This is a genomic window from Streptomyces sp. WMMC500 (assembly GCF_027497195.1).
GTDB lineage: Bacteria > Actinomycetota > Actinomycetes > Streptomycetales > Streptomycetaceae > Streptomyces.
Genome location: NZ_CP114905.1, coordinates 5,784,574 through 5,807,149 on the forward strand (window position 1 = coordinate 5,784,574; position 22,576 = coordinate 5,807,149).

A 22,576-nucleotide genomic window follows, 5' to 3' on the forward strand; every position below is an offset into this window, starting at 1 on the left:
GGCGTTGTCGTACCGGGCCAGTAGAGTCCCCGGCATGGGTCAGCACACCTCCGGCGGCGCGGGCGCGACGTCCGCGCCGCCGCCGCCCGAGCCGCTCGGCCACCCCGCGGCGGACTCGCACACGCACCTCGACATGCAGGACGGCACGGTCGCCGAGGCGGTGGCCGCGGCCGCCCGGGTGGGCGTCACCACGCTCATCCAGGTGGGCTGTGACCTGGAGCGCTCCCGCTGGTCCGCGGAGACCGCCGCGGCGCACGACGCCGTGTGGGCGACGGTCGCCCTGCACCCCAACGAGGCCCCGCGGCTCGGGGCCGGCCTGGACGACGCCCTCGACGGGATCGACGCGCTCGCCGCGCTGCCGCAGGTTCTCGGCGTCGGCGAAACCGGCCTCGACTATTACCGGACGGGCCCCGAGGGCGTCGCCGCGCAGCAGCACTCCTTCCGCCGCCATATCGAGATGGCAAAACGCCGGCAAAAAGCCCTCGTCATTCACGACCGGGAAGCGCACGAGGACGTGCTGCGCATTCTTGAGGAAGAAGGGGCGCCGGAGCGCGTGGTATTCCACTGCTATTCCGGCGACGCGGCGATGGCCGAAATCTGCGCGCAAAACGGCTACTTCATGTCCTTCGCGGGGAACGTGACCTTCAAGAACGCGGGGCGGTTGCGCGAGGCGGTGGCCGTGGCGCCCGCGGACCTGCTGCTCGTCGAGACGGACGCACCCTTCCTGACGCCGATGCCGTACCGGGGCCGCCCCAACGCGCCGTATCTGATTCCGGTCACGCTGCGGGCGATGGCCGAGACGCGCGGCACGGACCCCGACGAACTGGCCGCGGCCGTCGCGGCGAACACCGCGCGCGCTTTCGGCTACGACCCGGCAGGCCCCCTGGCCCCGGCAGCCCCGGCCGCCCCCCTCGCCTCGCCGGAAGGACGCCGCGACGGAGGGCATAACCTGGAGCGGTGAGCGCCCCCACCGGCGAGCCGGACCCGCTGCTCGGCCCCGCGGACGTCCGCGAGCTGGCGGCGGCCCTCGGCGTACGCCCCACCAAGCAGCGCGGCCAGAACTTCGTCATCGACCCCAACACCGTCCGCCGCATCGTGCGCGCCGCCGGCGTGCGGCCGGACGACGTCGTGGTCGAGATCGGCCCCGGCCTCGGCTCGCTCACCCTCGCCCTGCTCCAGGCGGCCGCCCACGTCACCGCCGTCGAGGTCGACGACGTGCTCGCCGCCGCCCTCCCCGCGACCGTACGGGCCCGGCTGCCGCGGCGCGCGGAGCACTTCGCGCTCGTGCACGCAGACGCGCTGCGGATCGCCGACCTGCCGGGCCCGCCGCCGACCGCGCTGGTGGCCAACCTCCCGTACAACGTGGCCGTGCCAGTCCTGCTGCACATGCTGGCCACCTTCCCCGGCATCGCACGCACCCTCGTCATGGTGCAGGCCGAGGTCGCCGACCGGCTCGCCGCCGCCCCCGGCTCGAAGGTCTACGGCGTGCCGTCGCTGAAGGCCGCCTGGTACGCCGACGTCAGGCGGGCCGGCGCCATCGGTCGCACCGTCTTCTGGCCCGCGCCGAACGTCGACTCCGGGCTCGTCTCCCTCACCCGCCGCGAGCCGCCCGCGACCACCGCCACCCGGACCGAGGTCTTCGCGGCCGTCGACGCCGCCTTCGCCCAGCGCCGCAAGACCCTGCGCGCGGCGCTCACCGGCTGGGCCGGCTCGGCGCCCGCCGCCGAGGCCGCGCTGCGCGCCGCGGGCGTCTCGCCGCAGGCTCGCGGCGAGTCGCTGACCATCGAGGACTTCGCGCGGATCGCGGAGTCCCGGCACCGGACCGCCACCACGAGGAGCAGCACGCCGTGACCCCCGGATCGACCGCGCCCGCGGAGGGCTCCCCGGCCGCGCGGAGCGTCACCGTCCGCGTACCCGCGAAGGTCAACGTGCAGCTCGCCGTCGGCCCGCCGCGCCCCGACGGCTTCCACGACCTCGCGAACGTCTTCCTCGCCGTCGGACTCTACGACCACGTCACCGCCACCGAGGCCGACGACCTGCGCGTCACGGTCTCCGGCCCGGACGCCGCCGCCGTGCCCACGGACACCTCGAACCTCGCCGCCCGCGCGGCGCGGCTGCTCGCCGCACGGCACGGGCGGAAGCCGGACGTCCACCTGCACCTCGCGAAGGACATCCCCGTCGCCGGCGGCATGGCCGGCGGCAGCGCGGACGGCGCGGGCGCCCTGCTGGCCTGCGACGCGCTGTGGGGCACCGCCACCGGCACCGACGAGCTGCTGCGGATCTGCGCGGAACTGGGCAGCGACGTGCCGTTCAGCCTGGTCGGCGGGGCGGCGCTGGGGCGCGGGCGCGGCGAGCGGCTGACGCCGCTGGCGGCGAAGGGCCCGCTGTACTGGGTCTTCGCGGTGGCCGACGGCGGCCTGTCGACGCCGGAGGTCTACGGGGAGTTCGACCGCCTGGCGGCGGGCCGCTCCGTACCGGAGCCGGACCCGTCCCCCGCGGTGCTGGACGCGCTGGGCTCCGGCGACCCGGCGGACCTGGCCGCGGCCCTGACGGCCCTCGGCGGCGGCAACGACCTCCAGCCCGCGGCCCTCTCCCTGCGCCCGTCCCTGGCCGACACCCTCGCGGCGGGCACCGCGGCCGGCGCTCTGGCGGCCCTGGTCTCGGGCTCGGGCCCGACGTGCGCGTTCCTCGCGGCGGACGAGGGCGCGGCCACGGAGATCGCCGCGGCCCTGGAGACGTCGGGCACGTGCCGGGGAGCCCGGGTGGCCGAGGCCCCGGCGCCGGGCGCGACGGTGGTCGGCTGACGGAGGCTGCGCCCGCGCGCGCCGTCGCGCGAACTACCCTGGGAGGCCGCCCGCCGAGGGCCCCTTCCCGACCCCCCCGAGGAGCACCGCACCGCCATGGCCGCCGCCAACCTGGTCAACCTGGAAGCCGTCGACAAGGTCTACGGCACCCGCGCCCTCCTCGACGGCATCTCCCTCGGCGTCGCCGAAGGCGACCGCATCGGCGTCGTCGGCCGCAACGGCGACGGCAAGACCACCCTCGTCCGCCTCCTCGCCAAGCTCGAGGACCCCGACGCCGGCCGCGTCACCCACACCGGCGGCCTGCGCCTCGGCGTCCTGACCCAGGGCGACACCCTCGACTCCGCCGCCACCGTCCGGCACGAGGTCGTCGGCGACATGGCCGACCACGAGTGGGCCGGCGACGCCCGCGTCCGCGACGTGCTCACCGGCCTCTTCGGCGGCCTCGACCTGCCCGGGTTCGACCACGGCCTCGACACCGTCATCGGCCCGCTCTCCGGCGGCGAACGCCGCCGCATCGCGCTGGCCAAGCTGCTCATCGGCACCCCCGACCTCGTCGTCCTGGACGAGCCGACCAACCACCTCGACGTCGAGGGCATCGCCTGGCTCGCCGAGCACCTGCGCACCCGCCGCGCGGCGCTCGTCGTCGTCACCCACGACCGCTGGTTCCTCGACCAGGTCTGCACCCGCATGTGGGACGTCCAGCGCGGTGCCGTCCACGAGTACGACGGCGGCTACTCCGACTACGTCTTCGCCCGCGCCGAGCGCGCCCGCATCGCCGCCACCGAGGAGGCCAAGCGGCAGAACCTCGTGCGCAAGGAGCTGGCCTGGCTGCGCCGCGGCGCCCCGGCCCGTACCAGCAAGCCCCGCTTCCGCATCGAGGCCGCCAACGCGCTCATCGCCGACGTGCCGCCGCCCCGCGACTCCGCGGAGCTGACGAAGTTCGCGAACTCCCGCCTCGGCAAGACGGTCTTCGACCTGGAGGACGTCACCGTACGGGCCGGGGGCGGCCCCGAAGGCAGGGTGCTGCTCAAGGGGCTGACCTGGCAGCTCGGCCCCGGCGACCGCGTCGGGCTGCTCGGCGTCAACGGCGCGGGCAAGACCTCCCTGCTGCGTACGCTCGCCGACGCGGCCCGCTCCGGCGGCGAGCGGCAGCCGGCCGCCGGGCACATCGTCGCCGGCCGGACGGTGCGGCTCGCGTACCTGTCGCAGGAGGTCACGGAGCTGGACCCGGGGTGGCGCCTGCTCGAGTCGGTCGAGCGGGTGCGGCAGCGCGTGGACCTCGGCAAGGGGCGGGAGATGACCGCCTCGCAGCTCTGCGAGCAGTTCGGCTTCGGGCGCGAGAAGCAGTGGACGCCGGTGGGCGACCTGTCCGGCGGCGAGCGGCGGCGGCTGCAACTGCTGCGGCTGCTGATGGACGAGCCGAACGTGCTGTTCCTCGACGAGCCGACCAACGACCTCGACATCGAGACCCTCACCCAGCTCGAGGACCTGCTGGACGGCTGGCCGGGGACGCTGGTGGTCATCAGCCACGACCGGTACTTCATCGAGCGCACGACGGACACCGTGCACGCGCTGCTGGGCGACGGGACGCTGCGGATGCTGCCGGGCGGCATCGAGGAGTACCTGACCCGCCGGGCCCGGGTGCGCGAGGCGCAGCAGGACCGGCCGGCGCAGCCGCCGCCGTCCGCGCAGCCGGCGCCCGCCGGGGACCGGCCGATGTCCGCGGCGGACGCGCGCGCGGCGAAGAAGGAACTGCAGCGCATCGAGCGGCAGTTGGACCGGATCGGCGGCAGGGAGGCCGAGCTGCACGCCGCGATCGCCGCACAGGCGACGGACTTCGCGCGGGTCGCGGAGCTGGACGGGCAACTGCGCGAGCTGGCGGCCGAGCGCGAGGAGTTGGAGCAGCGCTGGCTGGAGCTGGCGGAGGCGGCGGAGGCGGGCTGAGCCCGCGCGCGGGCGGGCGAGCGGCCAGGGGGGCGCACGGCCGGTCGCCGGGTTATCCACAGGCCGCGGCGGCTGTCACGTGCGAGTGGTAGAAATGAGCCACGCGACCGCAGCTCGTACGCACATCCATCCGGGGGGACAGGGACATGTCGCAGCCACCGCCGCCGGGCGGGCCGCCGTCCGGCGGCTTCGGGCCGCCGCCGGCCGAGGACCCGCAGCAGCCCGGTTACGGATATCCGCAGACCCCGCCGCCGCCCGCGCCCGGCGGCGGCTTCGGCGCGCCGCAGGAGCCGCCGCCCGGGCAGCAGCCCGCGCAGCCGCCCCAGTACGGCTATCCGCCGGCGCAGCCCCATGCCCAGCCCTCGCAGCCGCCGCAGACCCCGGCCGCGCAGCCGTACGGCCAGCCCGCACAACCGCCGCAGGAGCAGCCCCAGTACAGCTTCGCGCAGCAGGCCCCGCCGCACTCCGGCGGCTATCCCCAGGCCCAGGTCCCGGGCCTGCCCGCCCAGCCCGCGGCGCAGAAGGTCGTCCCGGTCTGGACGGTGATCGCGGCGGTGGTGGCGATCCTGGTGGTCGCCGGTGGTACGGGCTGGTTCCTCACCAGCGACGACGACGGCGCGCAGGCCGGCGGCGGGGGCGGTGGCGGCGGTCCCAAGAAGTCCGTCAGCGAGAGCAAACCCGCCAGCGCCGACGGCGAGTTGCTGTTCGGCGTCCCGTACCCGCAGGTCGCCGAGGGTGCGACGTGGCCGGCCTCGGGCCAGTGGGCGACCGAGAAGATCTACGCCAAGGCCGAGCTGAACGCCGTGAAGGGCTACGACACCAAGACCGGCAAGGAGGTCTGGGAGCTGCCCACCGACGGCCTGGTCTGCGGCGCCTCGCGGGCGGTCACCGCCGACGGCAAGGCCGCCATGCTGGTGCAGGACGGCAAGGTCTCCGACCCCGACGACTCGTACGCGCCGTGTACCGAGGTGGTGTTCTTCGACGTCGACAGCGGCGAGGAGCTGTGGCAGCAGCACGTCGCGAGCGCCGACGAGAACGTGCGGTTCGAGCACGTGACCATCGCCGGTGACCGGGTGATCGCCTCCGGCCTCTCCGGCTCCGCGGCCTTCCCCCTCTCCGGCGGCGACCCGGCCTGGCAGACCAAGCCGACGACCGAGTGCAAGGACCACGACTACGCCAGCGACGGGACGAACCTGCTCGGCCTGGTCTTCTGCGGCTCGATCGACGAGGACATGAAGGTCCAGAAGGTCGACCCGGCCACGGGCGGCATCTACTGGTCGTACGACGTGCCGGACGGCGTGCAGAGCGTGCAGGTGCTCTCCGTCGAGCCGCCGGTGATCACGATCGGCGCGGGCAAGACCACCGAGACCGACATCTTCGCCCTCGACGAGGGCGAGTTGCGCTCGAAGATATCGCTGGGTACGGAGACGGAGGGCCCGCGCTACAAGCCGGGCTGCGACTACTCCGGCGGCGCCGAGTCGTGCTCGACGGTGGCGGTGGACGGCGACACGATGTACCTGCCGTCGCGCGAGCACCAGGGCAAGAGCGACTACGGCGACACGAACGAGATCGTCGCCTTCGACCTCGACACCGGCAAGCCCACGAAGAAGTACGACGCCGGCGAGAAGCGGACGATGGTCCCGCTGCGGATGGAGAACGGCAAGGTCATCGCGTACCGCAGGGGGACGTACGACGCCGGGGGCGAAATCCTCGCGATAGACCCGAAGTCCGCGAAGGAGGAGGTCTGGCTGGAGCTGCCGAACGACACGGCGGAGGCCGAGTCGACGCTGACCTACAGCGACCGGGTGCCGTACATATTCGCGCACGGCCGGTTCTACCTGGCCCAGGACCTCATCAGCGACCGCGACGACCTGGAGTACTTCGCCCTCGCCTTCGGCAGCAAGGACCAGTGACGGCGGCCTGAGGGCCGGGCGCGCGCAGACGCGAGGCCCGGCCCGATCCGGAAGGTCCGGCCCTGTCCTGTCCGGCCTCAGGTCAGGCGGTGGGCGCCCGGGCCGGGGACGGCGGCGAAGACCCGCGGCGGGCGGAAGTCCGCCGCGGCGAAGGCCGACTCGACGGCCTTGCCCACCGTGTCGGCCGCGTCCGTCTCGACCAGCACGATCGCCGAGCCGCCGAAGCCGCCGCCGGTCATGCGCGCGCCGAGCGCGCCCGCGGCGACCGACGACTCGACGACCACGTCGAGTTCGCGGGCGGAGACGCGGAAGTCGTCGCGCAGCGAGGCGTGTCCGGCGAGCAGCACGGGCCCGATGTCGCGGGTGCGCCCGGCGTCGAGCAGCGTGATGCACTCCTCGACGCGCCGGTCCTCGGTGACGACGTGCCGCACCAGCGGGCGCAGCGCCGGGTCCGTCAGCCGGGCCAGCGCGGCGTCCAGGTCCGCGTGCGGCACGTCGCGCAGCGCCGGTACGTCCAGCGCCCGCGCCGCCGCCTCGCAGCCGGCGCGCCGCCTGGCGTACTCGCCGTCGCCCAGGGCGTGTTTGACCTGCGTGTCGACCACGAGGAGCGTGAGCCCCTCGGCGGCGAGGTCGAAGGGGACGGCGCGCTGCGTGAGGTCGCGGGTGTCGAGGTAGAGCACGTGCCCCGCGGTGCAGCAGGCGGACGCCATCTGGTCCATGATCCCGCTGGGTACGCCGACGAAGTCGTTCTCGGCGTGCCGGCAGACCTGCGCCAGGCGTACGGGGTCGAGGCCGAGGCCGTACAGGTCGTTGAGCGCCAGCGCCGTGGAGACCTCCAGCGCGGCCGACGACGACAGGCCGGCGCCCGTCGGGACCGTGCTCTCGTAGTGGATGTCGGCGCCGCCGAAGTCCGCGAACGCCTCGACGGTGCGGCGCAGCGCCCACACCACGCCCGCGGGGTAGGCGGCCCAGCCGCCGCGGTCGCCGCCCACCGTCAGGGGGTCGATGCCGTCGACGCCCAGCTCCACCAGGCGGGACTCGCCGTCGGCCGTGTGCAGCCGGAGCACGCCGTCGTCGCGGCGGCGTGCGGCGGCGAGGGTGGTGTGGGGGAGGGCGAGCGGCATGACGAAGCCGTCGTTGTAGTCGGTGTGTTCGCCGATGAGGTTGACCCGGCCCGGCGCGGCCCACACCCCGTCGGGCCGCTGACCGTACAACTCCGCGAAGGCCGCGGCGGTCGCCTCGGCGCGGCTGCCGTCCGCGCCGCTGCCGTCCGCCCCGGTGCCGTCCGCGCCGCTGCTGTCCCTACCCGGGCCGTCCGCTTCCGGGCCCGTCGCGCCGCGCGTCCCCGCCGTCTCCCCAGCCGTCATCTGTCCCCTCCGCCTTCCGTCCCGCCCGCGATCCGCCGCGCGAAGTCCCAGGCGTCCGACACGATCCCCGCCAGCTCCGTACGCGACGGCCGCCAGCCCAACTGCTCCTTCGCCGCCGCCGCCGACGCCACCAGCACGGCGGGATCCCCCGCCCGCCGCGGCGCGACCACCTCGGGCACGGGGTGCCCCGTCACCTGCCGGACCGTCTCGACGACCTCGCGCACGGAGAACCCCGCCCCGTTGCCGAGGTTGCAGATGCGGTGCTCGCCGGGGCGTACCGCGTCGAGCGCGAGGAGGTGCGCCTCGGCGAGGTCCGCGACGTGGATGTAGTCGCGGACGCAGGTGCCGTCCGCGGTGGGGTAGTCGTCGCCGAAGACCGAGATCGCCTCGCGCCGCCCCAGGGCCACCTGGAGGACCAGCGGGATGAGGTGCGACTCGGGGTCGTGGCGCTCGCCGTACGGGCCGCCGCCGTGCGCCGGCAGGTAGGCGCCCGCGACGTTGAAGTAGCGCAGCGACGCGGCGGCCAGCCCGTGGGCGTGGCACTCCGCGCCGATCATCTGGTCGACGGCGAGCTTGGACGCCCCGTACGGGTTGGTCGGCGCGGTGACGGCGTCCTCGGTGATCGGCACGGACTCCGGTTCGCCGTAGGTGGCGGCGGTGGAGGAGAACACCAGCCGCCGCACGCCCGCGTCGCGCATCGCGGCGAGCAGCTCCAGCGTGCCGCCGACGTTGTTGCGCCAGTACTTCTCGGGGTGCGTGACGGACTCGCCGACCTGGGAGGAGGCGGCGAAGTGCAGCACGCCGTCGTACGAGGAGTCCAGCCACTTCGCGGCGTGCTGGATCCGGTCCTCCACGAACTCGGCGCCCTCCGGCACACCGTCGCGGAACCCGGTCGACAGGTCGTCGACCACCGTCACCGCGTGCCCGGCCTCCAGCAGGTGCGCCGCGACGACGCTCCCCACGTACCCGGCTCCGCCGGTCACCAGATACTTCCGCGCGCCCCCGTCGCGCCCGCCCCCGTCGCCCCCGCCTGCGTTCTCACTCACGTGCTCGCTGCCTCTCGCAGTCGTTCCAGATGTCCATGGTGGGCCCGGACCCCGCGGGATCGCCCGCGGGGCCCGCGTCCCGCGGTCCGCGGCGGGGCGGCGTACGGAGGGCGGGCGGTGCGCCGCCGGTGTCCCGGCCGGGGGCCACGCACCGCGCGCGGACACCGGGGGTCCGGTCGCCGTCGGCAGACCTCACGTGCTTGCTACCTCTCGCAGTCGTTCCGCCGCTGCCTCCGGCGGCACGTCGGTGACAAAGGCGTCCATCGCGGACTCCGAGCCCGCGAGGTACTTCAGCTTGCCCGGGCTCCGCCGGATCGTGAACAGTTCGAGGTGCAGAGCGTAGTCATCGCGGCCCGCCGCCCGCACCGGCGCCTGGTGCCACGCCGAGATGTACGGCGTAGGGGGCTCGTCGGGGCCGAAGATCCGGTCGAATCTGCGCAGGAGTTCGAGGTAGATCCCCGGGAACTCCTCGCGCGCCGCGTCGCCCAGCGCCGGAAGGTCGGGCACGCGCCGCCGCGGGTAGAGGTGGACCTCGTACGGCCAGTGCGCCGCATACGGCACGAAGGCCACCCAGTGCTCCCCCGCCAGCACCACCCGCGTCCCCGCCGCCGTCTCGGCGCCGACCACGGTGTCGAAGAGGTTCTCGCCCGTCTTCGCCCGGTGCAGGTCGACGCAGCGCATCATCTGCGCGGTACGCGGCGTGACATAGGGGTACGCGTAGATCTGGCCGTGCGGATGGCCGAGGGTGACCCCGATCTCCTCGCCGCGGTTCTCGAAGCAGAAGACCTGCTCGACGCCGGGGAGTTCGGCCAGCTCCACGGAGCGGTCGGTCCACGCCTCCAGCACGAGCGCGGCCTGGCTCTCGGAGAGGTCGGCGAAGGAGGCATCGTGGTCGGAGGTGAAGCAGACGACCTCGCAGCGCCCCGCGCCCGGGGCGCTGACGAACGGGGGCTCGCCCGTCACCGGGCCGGGGCCGCCGGTGAGCGAGGGGAAGCGGTTCTCGAAGACGGCCACCTCGTAGTCGTCGGAGGGGATCTCGGTCAGCCGCCCGTCGCGCGAGGGACACAGCGGGCACGCGTCGGCGGGCGGCCGGTACGTACGGCCCTGGCGGTGTGAGGCGATGACGACCCACTCTCCGCGCAGCGGGTCGAAGCGCGCCTGCGAGGCGGTGCGCGTCGGCTCCAGGGGGCGGCGGTCGGGCGCGTCTCGGACGGCGTCGTCACGCGCGTCGAAGTAGATCAGCTCGCGCCCGTCCGCGAGCCGCGTGTGCGTCTTCTTCACTGGAGCCTCTTCCTCGGCCCTGGCCTGCCTGCCCTGCCCGCCGGTCGTCACGGTCCGGTCCCCAACACAATCGAACACAATGAACCACAAGCCAACAGGCGAGTCAACGCCGGAGAGTCGCTTACCCCAATTTATCCCTTATCAGACATTCTGGGTGCGGGATCCAACAGACAACCAAACAGTCCCAACAGAAGCTTTCGGAATCCAACGCCACCGTCTGGCTTCGTCTTCTGAACGCATCACGCACGGAAGCGGACCTGAATCATGCACTCACTAGCGGCAGAGCTGCGCCTCGACACCAACGCCCTCGACTACGTGATCATGGCGATGTACTTCGCCGTCGTGCTCGGCATCGGCTTCCTGGCCCGGCGAAGCGTCAAGACCAGCCTCGACTTCTTCCTCTCCGGCCGCTCCATGCCCGCCTGGATCACCGGTCTGGCGTTCATCTCCGCCAACCTCGGCGCCACCGAGATCCTCGGCATGGCCGCCAACAGCGCCCAGTACGGCGTCTACACCACGCACTGGTACTGGATCGGCGCCATTCCGGCCATGGTCTTCCTCGGCCTGGTGATGATGCCCTTCTACTACGGCTCGAAGGTCCGCTCCGTGCCGGAGTTCCTGCTGCACCGCTACGACCGCAGCGCGCACCTGCTCAGCTCGATTCTCTTCTCCTTCGCCGCCGTGCTCATCGCCGGCGTCAACCTCTACGCCATGGCCATCGTCGTCGAGGCGCTGCTCGGCTGGCCGGAGTGGGTCGCCATCGTCGTCTCCGCCGCCGTCGTGCTCGTGTACATCACCCTCGGCGGGCTGTCGTCGGCGGTCTACAACGAGGTGCTGCAGTTCTTCGTCATCATCGCCGCGCTGCTGCCGCTGACGCTCCTCGCCCTCAAGCGCGTCGGCGGCTGGGACGGCCTCAGCGACACCCTGACAAAGTCCCGCGGGGACGACTTCGTGACCGCCTGGGGCGGCACCGGCATCGGCAGCGACAACCCGCTGGGCGCCAACTGGCTGACCATCGTGCTCGGTCTGGGCTTCGTCCTCAGCTTCGGCTACTGGACGACGAACTTCGCCGAGGTACAGCGCGCGCTGTCGGCCAAGAACCTCTCCGCCGCCCAGCGCACGCCGCTCATCGGCGCGTACCCGAAGATCTTCATCGTCTTCCTGGTGATGATCCCCGGACTGGCCGCGGCCGCTCTGGTGCCCGAGATCGGCACGTCCGGCTCGGACCTGACGTACAACGACTCGATCCCGTACCTCATGGAGCAACTGCTGCCCAACGGCGTCCTGGGCGTGGCCGTCACCGGCCTGCTGGCGGCGTTCATGGCGGGCATGGCGGCCAATGTCTCGTCGTTCAACACCGTGTTCACCACCGACATCTGGGAGCCGTACGTCAAACGCGGTCAGTCCGACGCGTACTACCTGCGCTTCGGGCGGATCATCACCGTGGTCGGGGTGGCGGCCAGCGTCGGCACGGCGTTCATCGCGGCCAGCTTCAGCAACATCATGGCCTACCTGCAGACGCTGTTCTCCTTCTTCAACGTGCCGATGTTCGTGGTCTTCATCATCGGCATGTTCTGGAAGCGCACGTCCGTCAAGGCCGGCTTCTGGGGGCTGCTCGTCGGCACGGTCGCCGCGATGCTCAACTACTTCTGGATCTACAAGCAGGACGTCATCAGCATCCCCAGCGACCAGGGCGCGAACTTCGTCTCCGCGATCGTCGGCTTCGTCGCCGGCGCCGTCGCGATGCTGGTCGTCACGCCCTTCACCCGGCCCAAGGCACCCGAGCAGCTCGCGGGCCTCGTCTACGGCACCCGCTCCCCGGGCATGTCCGAGCCCCCCGCCGAGGGAGACGACGCCTGGTACCGCAAACCGGCGCTGCTGGGCTGGGGCGCGATCGTCCTGGCCGCCCTGTGCTACATCCCCTTCTCCTTCTAGGAGCGCACCATGAGCGAGAGCAACGAGCGCCCGGACGGGCCGGACCGCCCCACCGCGGAGACCGAGGAACTCGCGCAGCAGGTCGAGGAGCTGGAGCGCAAGTCCGCGACGGCCAGCAGGCTGTTCGACGTACGGCGGCTGATCGGCGGCCTGTTCCTCGCGTACGGGCTCATCCTCGTGATCGTCGGCGCCTTCGACTCCGACGCGGAGATCGCGAAGGCGGAGGACGTGCGCATCAACCTGTGGACGGGGCTGGGGATGCTGGCGCTCGGGCTGTTCTTCGTGGTCTGGCAGCTCCTGCGCCCGGTACGGCCGCCGTCGGCGGAGGAGCTGGCGGAGGCGATGGACACCGGCCAGGGACAGGGCGGGGGGCATGGCCAGGGTCAGGGCCGTCCCGACGACCACTGACCCGTACGCCCCGGCAGACCGCCCGTACCCGAATGTCCGAAAGACGCCGCGCCCCCGGCCGTCCGGAAGCCGCTACGCCCCCGCGTCGCCGTCCGCCGCCGGGCGGGCCGCGGCGCGGTCCAGCAGGCCCGTGCGCGCCGCCAGCGCCGCCGCTTCAAGCCGTGAACCCACCCCGAGCTTCATCAGCACCCGCTGCACGTGCGTACGGGCCGTGCTCGCCGCTATGCGCATCCCCTGCGCGATCAGCCGCGTGTCCTCGCCCTCCGCCACCCGCACCAGGACCTCGACCTCCCGCGGAGTCAGCAACTGAAGCAGCCGGGCGCCCTCGTCGTCCGGCTCCGCCGTCGGGTTCAGCAGCTCCGTGAACGCGCTCTGCAACAACTGAGGAGCCACCGCCGCCTCCCCGGCCCGTGCCTTGACCAGCGCGCGCTCCACGCCCTCGATGCGCTCGTCGTGCCGTACGTAACCGGAGGCGCCCGCGGCGAACGCCGCCGCTATGCCCCGCGGGTTCGGCACCGGGCCGAGCACCACCACCGCAATCTGCGGACGCTCCCGCTTGATCCGCAGCACGGGGTCGAACGCCCCGGGTGCGGCCGGGGTGGCCGTGCCCAGCAGGCACACCTCAGGTCCTCTGCTCACCACCAGCTCCGCGGCGCCCGCCGTGGGCGCGGCCGCGGCCAGCACCCGGTGTCCGCGCAGCTTGAGCGCGGACGCGAGAGCCTCGGCGAGCAGGCGGTGCTCGTCGACCACGATCAGCCGAACGGCCATCTCGCCCTCCCCCCGGGGGTCTACTGCCCCGGCAACGTACAGCCTTACCGCTCCCGGGCCCGCCGGAACTCGGGAATCGGCCCCCGACGGGGCTGTATCCGGCCGGTTTCTACTCCGCGTGGCGAACTCGCCACGGAAAGTCGGCCGTTGGGCTTCCCTTGTCGGTCCCGAGCCTTACTCTGTGGGGCAGCACCGGTGGGGGCCGGTGCCGTTCAGGGGGCGAGACCGTGGGTACGGGGCACGGGGCGGGGTAGCTATGGGACGCGGCGGCGGCCGCTGCTCAGGCGGGCGCTCCGCTCTCCGCGCGCCGTATTCCGCATTCCGCGAGTTCTGGTTGTCCGCGACATGGGGGTGTCCGTGGTTCGGATCCGGGTCCTGGTGGCCGATGCCCACCGCGTGTTCGCCGAGTCGCTGGCCGCGGCGCTGGCAGCAGAGCCGGATGTCGACGTGCTGCCGGCCGGCAGCGGTCAGGCCGCGCTGCGCTCGCTGGAGCGGGCCGCGGCGGAGGGCCGCCGGTTCGACGTCTTCCTCGTCGACGCCGACCTCGACCGCGACGCGACCGCGGGCGCCCCGGTGCCCGCGCAGGCGGTCGCGGGGAACGGCGCGGGGGCCGGGTCGGGGGCCGGCGCGCTGGGCGGCATATCGCTCACCGCGCGCGTCCGCTCGGCCCACCCGCAGACGCGCACGGTGGTCCTCGCGGCCCGCGACGACCCGGCGCGGGCGGCGGCGGCGCTGCAGGCCGGGGCGTTCGGCTGGGTCGCCAAGGACAGCTCGCTGTCCCGGCTGCTGGCGGTGATCCGGGGCGTGCTGCGCGGCGAGACGCACCTGCCGCCCGCGCTGCTCACAGGGGTGCTGCGGGAGCTGACGGCGGCCCGGGAGCACCGCACGGAAAGCGAGCAGCTCGTCGAGTCGCTGACCCCGCGGGAGCACGAGGTGCTGCGCTGCATGGTCGCGGGCCTGGGCCGCAAGGCGGTCGCCGAGCGGCTGTACCTGTCGCCGCACACGGTCCGTACGCACATGCAGAACGTGCTGGGCAAGCTCGGGGTGCACTCGACGCTGGCCGCGGTCGCACTGGCCCGCCGCGCGGGCGTGGGCCCGGTGGACCTGGGCGAACCGGCCCGCGTCAGCGGCTAGCGCCGGCACCGATCACCCGCGGGGGCGGGGCAGCCCGGAGGCCCGGGCCGGTGCCGCGCTCGCGGCGCGTACGCCGCGGCGTACGGGGGAGCGAATGCGCCCCCGGGCGCGCCCGCGCCGCTCCGGGTTCGAAGCGCGCGGGCCGGGTGGTTCGGGGTGGACCCGGCGGGCGGCGGCGCGTGCGATGACCTTGCCGTTCGGGCGCACGTCGTATCCGGTCCGCTTCCGGGCTCCCGGCACCGCGCCGCCCGCAGGGCGCACCGTGCCGCGCTCGCGGCGCGTACGCCGCGGCGCGCGGGGGAGCGAATGCGCCCCCGGGGCGCGCCCGCGCCGGTTCCGGTTCGGCGCGTGCAATCTTTTGCCGTGCGGGCGCACGCCGGATCCGGTCCGTTTCCGTGCCCGTCCGCCGCCCCCCGATCCCGCCGCGCCGCCCGCAGGGCTACGGCACGTTGTCGAACGGTGCCGTCAGTTGCCGCAGCAGCCCCGCCAGCTCCCTGCGCCGCTCCGCCGGCAGCTCCGCGAGGATCGCCCGCTCCTGCGCCAGCAGCGCCGCCAGCGCCGCGTCCGCGCGTTCGCGGCCCTCGGCGGTGAGCCGGACGAGTACCCCGCGCCGGTCGCTGGGGTCCGGGAGCCGCTCCACGAGGTCCTTCTTCGCCAGCCGGTCGATGCGGTTGGTCATCGTCCCGGAGGTGACCAGGGTCTGGGTGAGGAGCTGGCCGGGCGAGAGCTGGTACGGCTCGCCGGCCCGGCGCAGCGCGGTCAGCACGTCGAACTCCCAGCCCTCCAGGCCGTGTTCCGCGAACGCCAGCCGCCGCGCGCGGTCCAGGTGGCGGGCCAGCCGGCTCACCCGGCTCAGCACCTCCAGCGGCTCCACGTCGAGGTCGGGGCGCTCCCTGCGCCACGCCGCGACCAGCCGGTCCACCTCGTCCCGCATGCGATCAGTGTAGTCGGTCTGTCGACATGAAGTCTCTTGACATCGAGATACATCGGCGGAACGCTGGACGCATGACCTCACCCTCCTGGGACCCGCAGCAGTACCTGCGCCACGAGGGGCCCCGCACCCGCCCCCTCGCCGACCTCCTCGCCCGCGTCGGCGAGCTGCCCCGCCACCCGGCGCGGATCGCCGACATCGGCTGCGGCACGGGCAACGGCACCGCCATGCTGGCCGCCCGCTGGCCCGCCGCCCACGTCACGGGGTACGACAACGCGCCCAGCATGCTCCGCGCCGCCGCCGCCCACGCCGGCCCCACCCCCGGCGGCGGCCGGATCGACTTCGCCCGCGCCGATCTCGCCGGCTGGACGCCGGAGCCGGGCGCGTACGACCTGATCCTCGGCAACGCCGTGCTGCAGTGGGTGCCCGACCACTGGGAGCACTTCCCCCGCTGGCTCGCCGGCCTCGCCCCCGGCGGCACCTTCGCCTTCCAGGTCCCCGGCAACTTCGACGCCCCCAGCCACGCCCTGATGCGGCAGCTCACCCGCGACCCCCGCTGGCGCGACCGGCTGCACGGCGTCCTGCGCGACCAGCCTGTGCTGCAGCCCGTCGCGTACCTGGAGCTGCTCTGCGACCTCGGCTGCGCCGGCGACGCCTGGGAGACCACGTACACCCACCTCCTGCACGGCCCCGACCCGGTCCTGGACTGGGTCAAGGGCACCGGGCTGCGCCCCGTCCTCGACGCCCTCGGCGACGAGGCTGACGCCTTCGTCACCCGCTACGCCGCCCTGCTGCGCACGGCCTACCCGCCGGGCCCGCACGGCACCCCGTTCCCGTTCCGCCGCATCTTCGCCCTGGGAGTCACGCCATGATCACCGGACTCGACCACGTCCAGCTCGCCGTCCCCGCGGGCAGCGAGGAAGTGCTGCGCATCTTCTACGGCGACGTCCTCGGCATGACCGAGGTGCCCAAGCCCGCGGTGCTCGCCGCCCGCGGCGGCTGCTGGTTCACCTCCGGCGCCGTGACGCTCCACTTCGGCGTCGAACAGGACTTCCGCCCCGCCCGCAAGGCGCACCCCGCGCTCGTCGTCACCGACCTCGACGCCCTGGCCCGCCGGCTCGCCGCCCGCGGCCACGACGTGACCTGGTCCGACGGCGAGATCCCGGGCGTACGGCGCTTCCACACCGCCGACCCGTTCGGCAACCGGCTGGAGTTCCAGGCCGCGTGACGGCTCCGCCGGAACCGGATCCGGGGGCTCCGCCCCCTGCCCCCCGGGTGCCGGATTCGAGGGCTTCGCCCCCCGACCCCCGGGGGGTGCCGGATCCGGGGGCTTCGCCCCCTGCCCCCCGGGGCTCCGCCCCCTGACCCCCGCGGGCCGGATTCGAGGGCTTCGGGCCCGGGGCCCCTGGTACCAGCGGCGTCCCGGCTGCCCGGACCGGCACCGCCGGCCTCGCGCCCCGCGGGCCATGCGCACCACGGACTACCCGCGCCGCTGGCTGTGCGTACCGCCGGCCCTGCGCGCCCCCACCGCACCGCCGCCCCCGCAGGCCGCGGGCCCATCGCACTGCCCGGCCCTGTGCACCGGTGCCGTCGCCGGCCCCGCGCCCCGCCGGCCCCGCGCCCCGCGGCCCCCGCGCCCCGCGGCCCCCGCGCCCCGCGGGCTACGCGCGCCGGTGGCCGATCAGCCGCGGCTTGGCCTCCAGGTCACCCAGGCCGTGCCAGGCCAGGTTCACCAGATGCGCCGCGACCTCCGCCTTCTTCGGCTTGCGCACGTCCAGCCACCACTGCCCCGTCAGCGCCACCATCCCCACCAGCGCCTGCGCGTACAGCGGCGCCAGCTTCGGATCGAAGCCGCGGGACTTGAACTCCAGCCCCAGGATGTCCTCCACCTGGGTGGCGATGTCGCTGATCAGCGAGGCGAACGAGCCGTGCGACTGCGCCACCGGGGAGTCCCGGACCATGATGCGGAACCCGTCGGTGTACTCGTCGATGTAGTCCAGCAGGGCGAACGCCGCCTGCTCCAGCAGCTCCCGCGGATGCCCCGCGGTCAGCGCGCTCGCCACCATGTCGAGAAGCCGGCGCATCTCCCGGTCGACGACGACCGCGTACAGCCCTTCCTTGCCCCCGAAGTGCTCGTACACGACCGGCTTGGACACGCCCGCCTTCGAGGCGATCTCCTCCACCGACGTCGCCTCGAAGCCGCGCGCCGCGAACAGCGTGCGTCCCACGTCGACGAGCTGCTCGCGGCGCTCCTTGCCCGTCATCCGCCGCCGGGTGCGGCGCGGCGGCTTCCCCTCGCCGCCGTCGCCGCTGTTGCCCGTGCTGCTCTTACCGCCGGTAGCCACGGCTCCATCATGCCGCGTCGGCGGCGGCCCCCTCACGCCGGGCCGACGCGGCGGACCCGTCCCTGCCCGCGCCCTTGCCGGCGTCGCCGTCCTTGTTGCGCTTCGCGTCGATACGGGACTGGGTCGGCCAGCGCACGTCGTACGCCCAGCCCAGCTTCTCGAACCAGCGGATGATCCGGGCGCTGGAGTCGATCTGGCCCTTCATCACCCCGTGCCGGGCGCAGGTCGGGTCCGCGTGGTGCAGGTTGTGCCACGACTCGCCGCCGGACAGGACCGCCAGCCACCACACGTTCCCCGAGCGGTCCCGGGACTTGAACGGGCGCTTGCCGACCGCGTGGCAGATCGAGTTGATCGACCAGGTGACGTGGTGCAGCAGCGCCACCCGTACCAGCGAGGCCCAGAAGAACGCCGAAAGCGCGCCCTGCCACGACCAGGTGACCAGGCCGCCGACCAGCGGCGGGAACAGCAGCGAGACCGCCGTCCACAGCACGAACTGGCGCGACACCCGGCGGATCGCCGAGTCCTTGATGAGATCGGGCGCGTACTTGTTCTGCGGCGTCTGCTCCTCGTCGAACAACCAGCCGATGTGCGCCCACCACAGGCCCTTCATCAGCGCCGGCACCGACTCGCCGAACCGCCACGGGGAGTGCGGGTCGCCCTCGGCGTCCGAGAACTTGTGGTGCCTGCGGTGGTCCGCGACCCAGCGCACCACCGGGCCCTCCACCGCCATCGAGCCGGCGATGGCCAGCGCCACCCGCAGCGGCTTCTTCGCCTTGAACGAGCCGTGAGTGAAGTGCCGGTGGAACCCGACCGTCACCCCGTGCAGCCCGAGGAAGTACATGAACGTCATCAGTCCGAGGTCGAGCCAGCTCACCCCCCAGCCCCAGGCCAGCGGGATCGCCGCGACCAGGGCGACGAACGGCAGCACGATGAAGGCGAGCAGCGTGATCTGCTCGATCGATCTCTTGTTCTCACCACCGAGCGTCGCGGAATCGGTGGTGACCGTGGCCGAGCGGGGCTGCTCGTCGATCACATCGGACGTAGACGGCATGGGCATCCCTCGGAGGCTGGGGGGAACATGGACTGGGGAATATGAGCCAGAGGCTACGGTCCCGTAACCTACGTTGGCGTAAGTATGGCATGCCTCAGTTCCGGGCTGAAAGAGGCACGGTCCCCACGGGCGTACATGAGCGCCCGTGTGGAAGGAACATCTCTTGAGTGCCCGCAGACGCCGGTTCCCATGCCGCAACCCCGCGGGCTTCGCCCACCCGGGCAACCAGGAGGGCCTACTAGTCTGGGGACGTCGGACAGCGCGGTCCGCACCCCTGCCCGCCGCGCGCCGCCGCGCACGGGCGGAAACACCAGCGCCGCACGCCAAGGAGCCGCACCAGTGACCAGTGCCGACACCCACGCGCACCGCCCCGCCGGAGCCGCAGGCCCCGACCCGGGCGCCGCGGCCGCCGGCAACGCCGAGCTGCGCGCCGACATCCGACGCCTCGGAGACCTGCTCGGCGAGACCCTCGTCCGCCAGGACGGGTCGGAACTGCTGGACCTCGTCGAGCGCGTACGCGCCCTCACGCGCACCGACGGCGACGCCGCCGCCGAACTGCTGCGCACCGTCGACCTGGAGACCGCCGCCCGGCTCGTGCGCGCCTTCTCCACCTACTTCCACCTCGCCAACGTCACCGAGCAGGTGCACCGCGGCCGCGAGTTCCGCACCCGCCGCGCCGTCGACGGCGGCAGCCTCGCCCGTACCGCCGACATGCTCAAGGACGCCGACCCCGCACACCTGCGCGAGACCATCGCCAGCCTCGGCGTACGCCCCGTCTTCACCGCCCACCCCACCGAGGCCGCCCGCCGCTCCGTCCTCACCAAGCTGCGCGACGTCGCCCGCCTCCTCGAAGCCGACGAGGGCACGTCAGCCGCCGACCGCCGCCGCTGCGACCGCCGCCTCGCCGAGGCCATCGACCTCATCTGGCAGACCGACGAACTGCGCGTCGTCCGCCCCGAGCCCGCCGACGAGGCCCGCAACGCCATCTACTACCTCGACGAGCTCAACCGCGGCGCCGTCGGCGACGTCCTCGAAGACCTCGCCGCGGAACTCGAACGCGTCGGCGTCGAACACTCCGCCGTCCTGCCCCCCGGCACCCGCCCCCTGACCTTCGGCACCTGGATCGGCGGCGACCGCGACGGCAACCCCAACGTCACCCCCCAGGTCACCTGGGACGTCCTCCTCCTCCAGCACGAACACGGCATCACCGAGGCCATCGGCCACGTCGACGAGCTGCGCTCGGCCCTGTCCAACTCCATCCGCAACGGCGGCGCCACCGACGAACTCCTGGAGTCCGTCCAGCACGACCTGGAGCATCTCCCCGAGATCAGCCCCCGCTACAAGCGGCTCAACGCCGAGGAGCCCTACCGGCTCAAGGCCACCTGCATCCGGCAGAAGCTCCTCAACACCCGCCGCCGCCTCGCCGACGGCAGCGCCCACGTACCCGGCCGCGACTACCTCGGCACCGCGCAGCTCATCGACGAGCTCACCCTCGTCCAGAACTCCCTGCGCGCACACCGCGGCTCCCTCGTCGCCGACGGCCGCCTCGAACGCACCATCCGCACCATCGCCGCCTTCGGCCTGCAGCTCGCCACCATGGACGTACGCGAACACGCCGACGCCCACCACCACGCCCTCGGCCAGCTCTTCGACCGCCTCGGCGAGGAGTCCTGGCGCTACCTCGACATGCCCCGCGACTACCGCCGCGGCCTCCTCGCCAGGGAACTGCGCTCCCGCCGCCCCCTCGCACCCACCCCCGCGCCGCTCGACGACGCCGGCACCAGGACCCTCGGCGTCTTCGAAACCGTCAGGAAGGCCATCGACGCCTTCGGGCCCGAGGTCATCGAGTCGTACATCATCTCCATGTGCCAGGGCGCCGACGACGTCTTCGCCGCCGCCGTCCTCGCCCGCGAGGCCGGGCTGCTCGACCTGCACGCCGGCTGGGCGAAGATCGGCATCGTGCCGCTGCTGGAGACCACCGACGAACTGAAGATCGCCGACGACCTCCTCGACGCGATGCTCTCCGACCCCTCCTACCGGCGCCTGGTCTCCCTGCGCGGCGACGTCCAGGAGGTCATGCTCGGCTACTCCGACTCCTCCAAGTTCGGCGGCATCACCACCTCCCAGTGGGAGATCCACCGCGCCCAGCGGCGGCTGCGCGACGTCGCCCACCGGCACGGCGTACGGCTGCGCCTCTTCCACGGCCGCGGCGGCACCGTCGGCCGCGGCGGCGGCCCCACCCACGACGCGATCCTCGCCCAGCCCTGGGGCACCCTCGAAGGCGAGATCAAGGTCACCGAGCAGGGCGAGGTCATCTCCGACAAGTACCTGGTGCCGTCCCTGGCCCGGGAGAACCTCGAACTGACCGTCGCCGCCACCCTCCAGGCGTCCGCCCTGCACACCGCACCCCGGCAGTCCGTCGAGGCGCTCACCCGGTGGGACGCCGCCATGGACGTCGTCTCCGACGCCGCCCACGCCGCGTACCGCCGGCTGGTCGACGACCCGGACCTGCCCGCCTACTTCTTCGCCTCCACCCCCGTCGACCAACTCGCCGAACTCCACCTCGGCTCCCGCCCCTCCCGCCGCCCCGACACCGGCGCGGGCCTCGACGGGCTGCGGGCCATCCCGTGGGTCTTCGGCTGGACCCAGTCCCGGCAGATCGTGCCCGGCTGGTTCGGCGTCGGCTCCGGGCTGCGCGCCGCGCGGGAGGCCGGGCTCGACACCGTCCTGGACGAGGCGTACGAACACTGGCACTTCTTCCGCAACTTCCTCGCCAACGTCGAGATGACTCTCGCCAAGACCGACCTGCGGATCGCCCGGCACTACGTCGACACCCTCGTGCCCGACGAGCTGAAGCACATCTACGCCGTCATCGAAGCCGAACACGAACTGACGGTCGGCGAAGTGCTGCGCATCACCGGCGAGACGGAACTGCTGGAGGCCAACCCGGTCCTCCAGCAGACCTTCCGCATCCGCGACGCCTACCTGGACCCCATCTCGTACCTCCAGGTCACGCTCCTCGGCCGGCAGCGCGAGGCCGCGGAACGCGGCGAGGCGGCGGACCCGCTGCTGAGCAGGGCGCTGCTGCTGACGGTCAACGGGGTGGCGGCGGGCCTCCGCAACACGGGGTGACCTCCGGTCCGGGCGGCGGGTCCGGCGGTGCGGTGGCGCCGTGGCTGCCGGTGGTCACCGGGGTGGCGGCGGTGCCGCGCGGGCGACCTCCGGCCGGGGCGGCGGGTCGGACTGCGCGGTGGCGGCCTGCGGGTCGGCCGTGCGCCGGGTGGTGAGTCCGGCAGCGGTGCGGTGTCCCTGCCGGGGGTCACCGGAGTGGTGAGGGTCCCGCGCGGGTGATTTCCCGTCGGGCCGCGAGGCCGGCTGTCCGGCGGCGGGGTGGCCCGGTGGTCAGTCGGGTGCTGCCGGTGGTCAGCGTCGGCCGGTGGGGTTGGCGGCTCCGGTCACCTCCGGTCGGGGCGGCCGGTCCGGCGGTGGCGTCGCCCGTCAGCCGTCCGCCCGCGGCCGCCTGGCGGAGCACCGGCCCCGGGGGCGCGTCCGCTGCCGGTCGGCCCCCGGGTGTGCCGCCCGGTCGTCTCCGTGTGTGCCCCGGCCCGGCTCCCGCGTGTGCCGCGCCCCTACCTCCGGCCCGCCCCCT

The 22,576-nt window shown here is 73.8% G+C and carries 18 protein-coding genes; 11 read left to right on the plus strand and 7 right to left on the minus strand.

Features of this window, described 5'->3' with window-relative positions:
• The first annotated feature begins 34 nt into the window (after positions 1-34).
• The 5 genes from O7599_RS24960 to O7599_RS24980 all read left to right on the plus strand — a co-directional run bounded on the left by O7599_RS24960 (position 35) and on the right by O7599_RS24980 (position 6,661).
• Positions 35-961 (plus strand): TatD family hydrolase, encoded by a 927-nt coding sequence (locus tag O7599_RS24960; protein ID WP_281617848.1) that lies wholly within the window; start codon positions 35-37, stop codon positions 959-961.
• Positions 958-1,851, plus strand: coding sequence for a 16S rRNA (adenine(1518)-N(6)/adenine(1519)-N(6))-dimethyltransferase RsmA (rsmA, locus tag O7599_RS24965; protein ID WP_281617849.1), 894 nt, complete (start codon positions 958-960; stop codon positions 1,849-1,851). The genes O7599_RS24960 and rsmA overlap by 4 nt, the downstream gene beginning before the upstream one ends.
• Entirely contained in the window at positions 1,848-2,804 is a 957-nt protein-coding gene (locus O7599_RS24970; RefSeq protein ID WP_281617850.1) for a 4-(cytidine 5'-diphospho)-2-C-methyl-D-erythritol kinase, read from the plus strand. Before rsmA ends, O7599_RS24970 begins: the two co-directional genes overlap by 4 nt.
• A gap of 96 nt (positions 2,805-2,900) precedes the next feature.
• On the plus strand, positions 2,901-4,748 hold the full coding sequence (locus tag O7599_RS24975; protein ID WP_281617851.1) for an ABC-F family ATP-binding cassette domain-containing protein: 1,848 nt from the start codon (positions 2,901-2,903) through the stop codon (positions 4,746-4,748).
• Between the two features lie 146 nt (positions 4,749-4,894).
• A complete protein-coding gene (locus O7599_RS24980) occupies positions 4,895-6,661 on the plus strand; it encodes a PQQ-binding-like beta-propeller repeat protein (protein WP_281617852.1) in 1,767 nt (588 codons plus the stop codon).
• A 77-nt stretch (positions 6,662-6,738) separates the two neighbouring features.
• Here the strand turns inward: O7599_RS24980 and galK are convergent, their stop codons facing one another.
• From galK to galT, 3 genes are all read right to left on the minus strand, one after another.
• Positions 6,739-8,028, minus strand: a complete 1,290-nt coding sequence (gene galK / locus O7599_RS24985) for a galactokinase (RefSeq protein ID WP_281617853.1) — start codon at positions 8,026-8,028, stop codon at positions 6,739-6,741.
• Positions 8,025-9,074, minus strand: coding sequence for a UDP-glucose 4-epimerase GalE (gene galE, locus O7599_RS24990; protein WP_281617854.1), 1,050 nt, complete (start codon positions 9,072-9,074; stop codon positions 8,025-8,027). The genes galK and galE overlap by 4 nt, the downstream gene beginning before the upstream one ends.
• A gap of 192 nt (positions 9,075-9,266) precedes the next feature.
• On the minus strand, positions 9,267-10,355 hold the full coding sequence (galT, locus tag O7599_RS24995) for a galactose-1-phosphate uridylyltransferase (protein WP_281617855.1): 1,089 nt from the start codon (positions 10,353-10,355) through the stop codon (positions 9,267-9,269).
• A gap of 264 nt (positions 10,356-10,619) precedes the next feature.
• Here galT and O7599_RS25000 point away from each other — a divergent pair, with 264 nt between their 5' ends.
• Both O7599_RS25000 and O7599_RS25005 read left to right on the plus strand, forming a co-directional pair.
• Positions 10,620-12,290: a sodium:solute symporter family protein gene (locus O7599_RS25000; protein WP_281617856.1), complete on the plus strand. Its 1,671-nt coding sequence runs from the start codon at positions 10,620-10,622 to the stop codon at positions 12,288-12,290.
• 9 nt (positions 12,291-12,299) lie between these two features.
• Complete coding sequence (locus O7599_RS25005; protein WP_281617857.1) at positions 12,300-12,698, plus strand: hypothetical protein; 399 nt, start codon at positions 12,300-12,302, stop codon at positions 12,696-12,698.
• 72 nt (positions 12,699-12,770) lie between these two features.
• On the opposite strand, the gene O7599_RS25010 is transcribed toward O7599_RS25005, so the two are convergent.
• The gene (locus tag O7599_RS25010) at positions 12,771-13,466 is read right to left on the minus strand and encodes a LuxR C-terminal-related transcriptional regulator (RefSeq protein WP_281617858.1); all 696 of its coding nucleotides are present in this window, start codon (positions 13,464-13,466) and stop codon (positions 12,771-12,773) included.
• A 345-nt stretch (positions 13,467-13,811) separates the two neighbouring features.
• On the opposite strand from O7599_RS25010, the gene O7599_RS25015 reads away from it, so the two are divergent.
• Entirely contained in the window at positions 13,812-14,600 is a 789-nt protein-coding gene (locus tag O7599_RS25015) for a response regulator transcription factor (RefSeq protein WP_281617859.1), read from the plus strand.
• A gap of 439 nt (positions 14,601-15,039) precedes the next feature.
• Here the strand turns inward: O7599_RS25015 and O7599_RS25020 are convergent, their stop codons facing one another.
• A complete protein-coding gene (locus O7599_RS25020; RefSeq protein WP_281617860.1) occupies positions 15,040-15,534 on the minus strand; it encodes a MarR family transcriptional regulator in 495 nt (164 codons plus the stop codon).
• A gap of 71 nt (positions 15,535-15,605) precedes the next feature.
• Between O7599_RS25020 and O7599_RS25025 the strand changes: the two genes are divergently transcribed.
• Together O7599_RS25025 and O7599_RS25030 are read left to right on the plus strand one after the other, a co-directional pair.
• On the plus strand, positions 15,606-16,403 hold the full coding sequence (locus O7599_RS25025) for a trans-aconitate 2-methyltransferase (protein WP_281617861.1): 798 nt from the start codon (positions 15,606-15,608) through the stop codon (positions 16,401-16,403).
• A complete protein-coding gene (locus tag O7599_RS25030) occupies positions 16,400-16,759 on the plus strand; it encodes a VOC family protein (RefSeq protein WP_281617862.1) in 360 nt (119 codons plus the stop codon). Before O7599_RS25025 ends, O7599_RS25030 begins: the two co-directional genes overlap by 4 nt.
• A 433-nt stretch (positions 16,760-17,192) precedes the next feature.
• On the opposite strand, the gene O7599_RS25035 is transcribed toward O7599_RS25030, so the two are convergent.
• Entirely contained in the window at positions 17,193-17,795 is a 603-nt protein-coding gene (locus tag O7599_RS25035) for a TetR/AcrR family transcriptional regulator (RefSeq protein WP_281623503.1), read from the minus strand.
• A gap of 88 nt (positions 17,796-17,883) precedes the next feature.
• On the minus strand, positions 17,884-18,927 hold the full coding sequence (locus tag O7599_RS25040) for a fatty acid desaturase (RefSeq protein ID WP_281623504.1): 1,044 nt from the start codon (positions 18,925-18,927) through the stop codon (positions 17,884-17,886).
• A gap of 423 nt (positions 18,928-19,350) precedes the next feature.
• On the opposite strand from O7599_RS25040, the gene ppc reads away from it, so the two are divergent.
• On the plus strand, positions 19,351-22,059 hold the full coding sequence (gene ppc / locus O7599_RS25045; protein ID WP_281623505.1) for a phosphoenolpyruvate carboxylase: 2,709 nt from the start codon (positions 19,351-19,353) through the stop codon (positions 22,057-22,059).
• Positions 22,060-22,576 lie beyond the last annotated feature (517 nt).

What these genes read in the sequence shown, in the direction of transcription:
- O7599_RS25000 (WP_281617856.1), top strand. Translation starts at nt 10,620, where the DNA reads ATGCACTCACTAGCGGCAGAGCTGCGCCTCGACACCAACGCCCTCGAC.
- O7599_RS25015 (WP_281617859.1), top strand. Translation starts at nt 13,812, where the DNA reads ATGGGGGTGTCCGTGGTTCGGATCCGGGTCCTGGTGGCCGATGCCCAC.
- O7599_RS25035 (WP_281623503.1), bottom strand. Translation starts at nt 17,795, where the DNA reads ATGACGGGCAAGGAGCGCCGCGAGCAGCTCGTCGACGTGGGACGCACG.
- O7599_RS24980 (WP_281617852.1), top strand. Translation starts at nt 4,895, where the DNA reads ATGTCGCAGCCACCGCCGCCGGGCGGGCCGCCGTCCGGCGGCTTCGGG.
- O7599_RS25040 (WP_281623504.1), bottom strand. Translation starts at nt 18,927, where the DNA reads ATGCCGTCTACGTCCGATGTGATCGACGAGCAGCCCCGCTCGGCCACG.
- O7599_RS24960 (WP_281617848.1), top strand. Translation starts at nt 35, where the DNA reads ATGGGTCAGCACACCTCCGGCGGCGCGGGCGCGACGTCCGCGCCGCCG.
- galK (WP_281617853.1), bottom strand. Translation starts at nt 8,028, where the DNA reads ATGACGGCTGGGGAGACGGCGGGGACGCGCGGCGCGACGGGCCCGGAA.
- O7599_RS24975 (WP_281617851.1), top strand. Translation starts at nt 2,901, where the DNA reads ATGGCCGCCGCCAACCTGGTCAACCTGGAAGCCGTCGACAAGGTCTAC.
- O7599_RS25010 (WP_281617858.1), bottom strand. Translation starts at nt 13,466, where the DNA reads ATGGCCGTTCGGCTGATCGTGGTCGACGAGCACCGCCTGCTCGCCGAG.
- O7599_RS25030 (WP_281617862.1), top strand. Translation starts at nt 16,400, where the DNA reads ATGATCACCGGACTCGACCACGTCCAGCTCGCCGTCCCCGCGGGCAGC.
- O7599_RS25020 (WP_281617860.1), bottom strand. Translation starts at nt 15,534, where the DNA reads ATGCGGGACGAGGTGGACCGGCTGGTCGCGGCGTGGCGCAGGGAGCGC.
- O7599_RS25025 (WP_281617861.1), top strand. Translation starts at nt 15,606, where the DNA reads ATGACCTCACCCTCCTGGGACCCGCAGCAGTACCTGCGCCACGAGGGG.
- O7599_RS25005 (WP_281617857.1), top strand. Translation starts at nt 12,300, where the DNA reads ATGAGCGAGAGCAACGAGCGCCCGGACGGGCCGGACCGCCCCACCGCG.